Here is a 4,199-nt window from a genome sequence, read left to right as displayed (position 1 = left end):
TGAAACCTGCATGACAAAGGGAATTCATGGTGAAATCGTTAAGTCGGTAAAACGAAAAATGCCTGATCCCGTAGCACTCTATGAACTCTCTGATCTGTTCAAGCTTTTCGGAGACAGCACCAGGCTTGGGATCTTATGGGCCTTGAGCGAATCCGAAATGTGTGTGTGTGACCTTTGTGCGCTGTTAAAGATGAAACAACCAGCAGTTTCTCATCAACTAAAGAATTTAAAGCAGTCACGAATTGTAAAAGCCCGGCGTGATGGAAAGATCGTATATTACAGCCTGGAAGATGAACACATCCGTGAATTATTAAATTTAGGGATGGAACATACGCAAGAGCCATAACACATTTGAAAGATAGAAATAATGGGACAACTACAGACAGAAAAATATAGCGTAAAAAACCTCGACTGCGCCTCGTGTGCGGCAAAAATTGAAAATGGGCTTAAAGCCGTAAATGGGGTCAACGATGCTGTGCTCGACTTCGCCAGCCTTACCCTTCATGTGAAAGCGAAGGACATTTCGCAGATCATAGAAGAAGTCCGCAGGATTGAACCCGAAGTTGAGCTAATACCGAAATCTAAAGAATCCGCATCGCATGACCACAACGAAGAATCCGTAAAAACTAAACTCAAAAAAGAGCTTGGAGTTCTGATTGTTGCTGCAGCCTTGCTCCTCTTGCAACTAGTTTTTGAAGACTGGTTTCATAGGCAACCTATTTCTGTACTGGAAATCGCCATAGTACTTGTTGCCTACCTGATCGCAGGTTGGAATGTTCTGCTTGGCGCTTTTAAAACGATCCGCAGTGGGAGGTTATTCGACGAAAATGTGCTCATGGTGATAGCCACCGGCGGAGCGCTGGCAATTCATGCGTATTCTGAAGCTGTAGGAGTGATGATTTTTTATAAAATCGGCGAGCTACTCCAGGATCTGGCTGTGTCTCGCTCACGCCGCTCAATTAAAGCGCTATTGGCAGCAAAACCGGACAAGGCTAACTTAAAAACACCTGATGGGTATAAGGAAGTTACTCCTGAATCTGTGGAAGTCGGAGATTTCATGCTAATTAAGCCCGGTGAAAAGGTACCGCTAGATGGTGAAATAATTACCGGAAACTCTCAACTGGATTCATCTGCTCTAACCGGTGAGTCCATGCCCGTCAATGCCAAGCCCGGAGACACTGTATTGGCTGGACAGATTAATAAAAACGGAGCATTAACGGCTCGGGTGTCTCGACTTTTCAGCGAATCTTCTATTTCCAGGGTAATGGATCTTGTAGAGAACGCCACTGCACGAAAAGCAAAAACCGAAAAGTTTATGACCACTTTTGCCCGATATTATACCCCCGTAGTGGTGTTGATCGCAGCAGGCATCGCCTTTATTCCGCCCATTGCAACTGGAGCATCTTTTCACACCTGGATTTATCGGGCACTCGTGCTTTTGGTGATTTCATGCCCTTGTGCCTTAGTTGTCAGTATTCCACTGGGTTATTTCGGTGGAATCGGTAAGGCCTCTCGTAAAGGCATTCTAGTAAAAGGTTCAAACTTTATTGATGTATTAGCAGCCGTGAAAACGGTGGTTTTCGACAAAACCGGGACCTTAACCAAGGGATCATTCAAAGTAAAAGATATCGTAAATTTAAATGGTTTTTCCAAAGATCAACTTCTGGAATTTGCAGCCGCAGCAGAGCTTCAATCGAATCATCCGATAGCCATATCAATTATTGATGAATTCAATAAAAATGGGCGCAAACTGAATCCTACCGAGATTAATAGTCATATTGAGCTCTCAGGGCGGGGCGTTAAAGCCCGGTACAAAGATCATTCAATAATGGTTGGAAATGATAACCTTTTACACGTGGAGTCGATCGATCACTCAAAATGTGAATTTGAGGATACCGTAGCTCATATTGTTGTGGATGCAAACTATGCAGGCTACATCTCAATTGGAGATGAAATTAAGCCGGATGCGTTTAAAGCTATAGAATTACTTAGAAAACAAGGCATAGAGCATATTGCGATGTTGACCGGCGATAATAATTGTGCCGCGAGTGCTGTAGCCAATAGACTAAGAATCGACAGCTTTCATGCAGAACTGCTTCCTGAAGATAAGGTCAGAATTTTTGAAAAACTGAGCAAAGAAACTGTAGGGAATGGTAAAATCGCTTTTGTTGGCGACGGAATCAACGATGCGCCTGTGCTTGCTCGCGCTGATGTTGGAGTGGCAATGGGTGCACTTGGAAGCGATGCTGCCATTGAAACAGCAGATGTCGTTTTGATGAACGATTCTCCCATGAAAATGACAGAAGCGGTTTCGATTGCTAAACAGACACGCAGGATTGTCTGGCAGAATATTATGTTGGCATTCTCCGTTAAAGGAATATTTATTATATTTGGGGCAATGGGTTTGGCAACGATGTGGGAAGCTGTATTCGCGGATATGGGTACTGCATTGTTAGCAGTCATCAACTCTACGAGAATAATCGGAAGAAAAAACGATCCATCATAACTGGCTCGATTTTAATGAGGGTGGTGATTAGTATGAATGTAGGGCAAGTTGAAGGTCTATTAGTACTCATTTTGTTTCTCGGGTACCTTTATCTATGGTGGCAAAAAAGAGTTACTATGATTATAGATTACGGTAATGATCCAGACGTGATATACCATGACAAACGACCCTCTCAAAAGTTTTTAGCCAAATTATCTCGCCTGTTGTCGTTGTTCATCGGATTGATAATTTTTCTTCATATAATTGGTTTCAACGGACATTTCGAAAATGGCTTACTATTTTTTTTAAAACACGAATATTTATATCTTAGCGGATATGCACTTGGCATGTTCGGACTTTTGCTTTGCTGGAGAGCACAGAAGGAGATGGGCAGATCGTGGCGGGTTGGTATTGATAGAAAAAAGACCGAATTGATCACCACTGGTGTTTTTAAAAAAATTCGCAACCCAACCTATAGCGGCCTTTTTTTGATATGTTTGGGAACGCTGATGATTTTTCATAATATGCTAATCCTATTATGGGTAGTGACGTTCTATATATCGATTGAATTTCAAGTAAGAATGGAAGAAGAACATCTCATGGAAACCCATGGCCAAGCGTATATTGACTATCTGAAAACCACAAAAAGATATTTCCCCTATTTGTACTGAATTGATACATTGGGACAGGCAAGATATGACGCTATTGGAGTGAAACAATATTTGATGATTTGGTGTCTCGTTTTCCTAACAGGTCTAAAATTGGAGAACTTTATATGAATATAGATTTCTTTTTAGGCTTGAGTCCGGTTCTCCAGGCTTTTATTGCGACGTTGTTTACCTGGTTCATGACTGCGCTAGGTTCGGGGCTGGTTTTCTTTTTTAAAACCATCAATCGAAAAGTTTTAGATGCAATGCTTGGATTTGCTGCAGGTGTTATGATAGCAGCATCATATTGGTCTTTGCTTGCCCCTGCGATCGAAATGGCTGAAGAGTCAAGTTTGCCTGCCTGGGTCCCTGCTACCTCCGGTTTTCTTTTAGGTGGCGCTTTTCTTTGGATCGTTGACAAACTCCTTCCTCATCTGCATCCAGGATTTCCAACGGAAGAAGCCGAAGGGATCAGCACCAGCTGGCGGAGGAGCGTTCTGTTGGTTTTGGCAATCACGATTCACAATATTCCTGAGGGTCTTGCTGTGGGAGTCGCGTTCGGTGCACTGGCGGCCGACCTACCATCGGCCACGCTGGGTGGTGCAATCGCATTGGCCTTAGGAATAGGGATTCAAAATTTTCCCGAAGGAACGGCGGTATCTGTCCCTCTCCGCCGAGAAGGTTTCTCAAGATTGAAAAGCTTCTGGTACGGCCAATTATCCGGCGTGGTGGAGCCGATGGCTGGTGTGTTGGGAGCCGTCGCCGTCATATACATGCGACCGATCCTTCCATATGCACTTGCTTTTGCGGCGGGCGCGATGATTTATGTGGTGGTCGAAGAGTTGATTCCAGAATCCCAGCTTGAAAAACATTCTGACGTGGCCACCATCGGCGCGATGTTAGGTTTTGCGGTAATGATGACCTTGGATGTGGCTCTTGGGTAATATTATAACACTCATTATCTTCGTACGTGCATTTTAAATGCGTTGTCCAGTGCTATCGGTGTCCCTTACAAAATAATTACGCATCATCCCCATATCCTCATGCTCCAAGTTGTGACAATGGTA

5 protein-coding genes are annotated in these 4,199 nt (G+C 43.6%); 4 read left to right on the top strand and 1 reads right to left on the bottom strand.

Annotated features, from left to right (window positions below; all coding sequences use genetic code 11):
• The 4 genes from ABYV26_RS21980 to ABYV26_RS21965 all read left to right on the top strand — a co-directional run.
• A partial coding sequence (locus ABYV26_RS21980) for an ArsR/SmtB family transcription factor (RefSeq protein ID WP_372683499.1) occupies positions 1 to 346 on the top strand: 346 nt, incomplete at its 5' end.
• Positions 347 to 367: 21 nt separating this feature from the next.
• Positions 368 to 2,506 carry a heavy metal translocating P-type ATPase gene (locus ABYV26_RS21975; RefSeq protein ID WP_372683498.1) on the top strand — a complete coding sequence of 713 codons (2,139 nt, stop codon included), beginning with the start codon at positions 368 to 370 and terminating at the stop codon, positions 2,504 to 2,506.
• A 116-nt stretch (positions 2,507 to 2,622) separates the two neighbouring features.
• Entirely contained in the window at positions 2,623 to 3,156 is a 534-nt protein-coding gene (locus tag ABYV26_RS21970) for an isoprenylcysteine carboxylmethyltransferase family protein (RefSeq protein ID WP_372683497.1), read from the top strand.
• Between the two features lie 104 nt (positions 3,157 to 3,260).
• On the top strand, positions 3,261 to 4,076 hold the full coding sequence (locus ABYV26_RS21965; protein WP_197740411.1) for a ZIP family metal transporter: 816 nt from the start codon (positions 3,261 to 3,263) through the stop codon (positions 4,074 to 4,076).
• Positions 4,077 to 4,109: 33 nt separating this feature from the next.
• On the opposite strand, the gene ABYV26_RS21960 is transcribed toward ABYV26_RS21965, so the two are convergent.
• A partial coding sequence (locus ABYV26_RS21960; RefSeq protein WP_372683500.1) for a multicopper oxidase domain-containing protein occupies positions 4,110 to 4,199 on the bottom strand: 90 nt, incomplete at its 5' end.

The sequence above is a fragment of the Desulfosarcina sp. genome, from assembly GCF_041551955.1.
Lineage (GTDB): Bacteria > Desulfobacterota > Desulfobacteria > Desulfobacterales > Desulfosarcinaceae > Desulfosarcina.
This window is presented reverse-complemented; position numbering and strand designations above follow the sequence as displayed.

Coding starts and splice junctions, on each gene's coding strand:
- ABYV26_RS21975 (WP_372683498.1), top strand. CDS start 368: ATGGGACAACTACAGACAGAAAAATATAGCGTAAAAAACCTCGACTGC.
- ABYV26_RS21970 (WP_372683497.1), top strand. CDS start 2,623: ATGATTATAGATTACGGTAATGATCCAGACGTGATATACCATGACAAA.
- ABYV26_RS21965 (WP_197740411.1), top strand. CDS start 3,261: ATGAATATAGATTTCTTTTTAGGCTTGAGTCCGGTTCTCCAGGCTTTT.